This window comes from Plasticicumulans sp. (assembly GCF_035331805.1).
GTDB lineage: Bacteria > Pseudomonadota > Gammaproteobacteria > Competibacterales > Competibacteraceae > Plasticicumulans.
The window spans coordinates 1-2,735 of the sequence record NZ_DAOLKE010000428.1 but is presented as its reverse complement, the minus strand read 5'-3'; the positions used below and the strand labels follow the sequence as shown (position 1 = coordinate 2,735).

Below are 2,735 nucleotides of genomic sequence, written 5' to 3'. Positions count from 1 at the left end.
CTCGATGAACGCCTCCTGCGGCAGCGCGCGCCCGGCGCTGCGGATCAGCCGCCACAACCGCGCCACGTCCGGCTGCACGGCGGCATCGAGCGTCGCCGCGCACTGCGGCAGTTGTTCGAGATAACGCTCGCGCAGGCCGCCGCGCAGGCGCTCGGCGAGTTCGGCCCCGGGCGGCGCGAGGACGCCTGCCAGATGCGGCAGCGTCAGCGCGATCAGCAGGCCGGCCGGGTCGTAGTCGACAAAAGCGAGCACCGGCCGCCCGAGCGCGGCGAGCAGCGCCAGCGCGTGATCGCTGCGACAGCCCTCGCCGCCGCCGCGCCAGACCACCAGCGCATCCGCACCGGCGGCGCTCAGATCGAGCCGCAGCGCGTCGAGCGCATCGAAGGCTTCCCAGTTCTCGATCAGCAGCACGCGCTCGTGCCCGGGCCCGATCAGCCCGGCGCAGCGGCGGCCGTCGAGTTCGATGTGGCAGCGCGGCGGCAGGCGCAGCGCCTCGCCGTCGAGGTGCAGCGGCCGGCCCGGCAGCGGCTTGACCGCGACACGGTCGCGGCGCACCGGCGCGCGGCTGAGCTTCTCGTCGGCCCCGAGCCCGAGGCTCTCGGCGCGGCTGAGGCCGAGCCAGCTCTGCGGCGTCACGCGGTCGGCATCGATGCCGGCGCGCGCCTGCAGCAGCCCGCGGATCTGCTGCTGGTCGGCGGCCGAGAATTCGAGCTGCGCGCCCCGTGCCCGGCCGAGGTTGTAGTCACGCGCAAACGCCGCCAGCGTCTTGCCGGGCCGCAGGCGCACCGGCGCCGGCTGCTGCACGACGCGCAGCAGCGCGTCGATCAGGCTTTTTTCCATAGTTCGAGGTCGTGGATGACGACGTTGCCGGCGCGTGCCGCGGCCGGCGCCTCGATGCGGCGCAGGTTCAGGCGCGAAAAACCGGCGTGACCGGCAGCGTGCCCGAGGCCGGCGGCGTGCAGCACGCAGAGCAGCCACAGCTCTTCGGGCAGCTCGCGAAACTCCGCTTGCGCGCGCTTCCAGCCGAGCACCGACAGCGGCACCGGGCTTTCGAGTGCCGCGGCCAGACACTGCTGCAGCGCCTGCTGCGCCGGGCTCGGCGCCAGCTCGATGGCAGCGGCGGGCGCGCGATCCAGCAGCCGGCCGCGCGCACGTTCGCGGCGGCGGCTCACCACGGCCGGCGGCACGCGCGCGGCGACCTCGGCCAGTGCCTCGGCGATCACGGGCCGGTCGAGCTGCGCAGCGGCTTTGAGCTTCAGGCCGGTGTGGCGGGCGAGCCAGTCCGGCGGCGAGATCAGGCTTTCCGGCGCCGGCGGCCGGTAGTCCGGATGCTGGCGCAGGTGCAGCGCGAACGAGCGCAGGCGGCTCGCCTGCGGCGCGACCTCGCGCAGCCGGTACAGGAAGGCCTTCAGCGTCGCGCTGATGTCGAGCTGCTGCGTGCGCCAGCCGGCGAGCTGCTGGCCGATCTGGTGCTCGAACACCGTGTGCAGCCCGGCGAGGCCGGCGTGGGCTTCGAGCCGCGCGCGCAGGCCGTTGTCGGCGATGGCCGCCAGCGCGCTGCCGATGCGCTCGATGCGCCGCAGCCAGAAGGCGTTCTGGCGCTGCTTCTCGGCGAGCGTGCGCACGTCGGCGTAGCGGTTGTCGGTCAGCGTGCGCAGGCGCAGCAGCTCGGCGCGCAGGCTCTCGGCGAGCTCGAACACGCCGTAGTCGAAATCGGCGCCGTAGCGCTCGGCGTCCTCGGCGCGGCCCTCGTCGGCGGCCTTCTCGTACTCGTCGACGAGTTGCACGAGGCGCTCGATCGCGGCGCCGAGGTCGGCCCCGACCGCGTACAGCCGCGCGCGATCGAACACTTCGTCGAGATGGCGGCCGAGCGAGGGGTTCAGCCGGAATTCGTCGTCGATGTACGGGATCAGCGTGCGCCGGCGCTGCAGCTCGGTGACCGCCCGCCGGTTGTCGTCGCCGGCGCTGAGTGCGCCGCCGTTGGCCCAGGCCGCGGCGATCAGATGCCGGTGCGCGTGCAGCAGTTCGAGGTAGGCGACGATGCCGTCCTGCGCGCGGCTCACAGCAGCGGCTCCGTATGCCCCGGCGCCGGACCGTCATCGGCTTCGGCCTCGTCCTCGTCGCTGCGGATTGCCGCGTGCTCGATCAGGAAGTCGACGACCTCGTACAGGTATTCGACCTTGCCGCTGACGCGGTACAGCTCGCGCTGGGCGTTGGCGAGCACGAGATAGCCCTGGTCGGCAAACAGCTTCAGCAGCCTGTCGAGCAGCGTGCGCTGCGTGGCGGCACCCGAGAGGCCGCGCAGCGAGCCGGCCAGCGCCTGCAGTTCCTGGCGCAGCGTCGGACTGGCGTCGATCGCCGCGTGCAGCGCCGCGGCTTCGAGCAGGCTGCCCGGCATCAGCACGCTGTCGTCCTGGGTCGCGCGCATCGCCAGCACCAGGAAGTTCACCATCGGCCGCAACTGCTGCTGCACCTCGCGAAACGTCTCGGCCGCCTCGCGCCGCTCCTCGCTGCCGATGCCGGCGTGCGCGGCGTAGAAGGCCGTGCCCTGGCGCGTGAGCGCCAGCCGCAGGCCGATGCGCGCGAGCCAGGCATCGATCTCGGCGCGCGCCGCCTCATCGAGCAGCCAGGCGTGCAGCTCGGGGCTCGCGTACGGACAGAGGAAATCGCCGGCCAGCAGCCGGCGGGCAACGGTCTCAAACATCGGCGCGATCTCCGGCCGGCACGGCGGCTTC

3 protein-coding genes are annotated in these 2,735 nt (G+C 73.5%); all 3 read right to left on the bottom strand.

What is annotated here, in order from left to right; all coding sequences use genetic code 11:
* On the bottom strand, positions 1–840 hold an 840-nt coding region (locus PKE44_RS17925; RefSeq protein WP_324553978.1), incomplete at its 3' end, for a hypothetical protein.
* Positions 825–2,063, bottom strand: coding sequence for a hypothetical protein (locus tag PKE44_RS17920; RefSeq protein WP_324553976.1), 1,239 nt, complete (start codon positions 2,061–2,063; stop codon positions 825–827). The genes PKE44_RS17925 and PKE44_RS17920, both read right to left, overlap by 16 nt.
* A partial coding sequence (locus PKE44_RS17915; protein WP_324553974.1) for a hypothetical protein occupies positions 2,060–2,735 on the bottom strand: 676 nt, incomplete at its 5' end. The genes PKE44_RS17915 and PKE44_RS17920, both read right to left, overlap by 4 nt.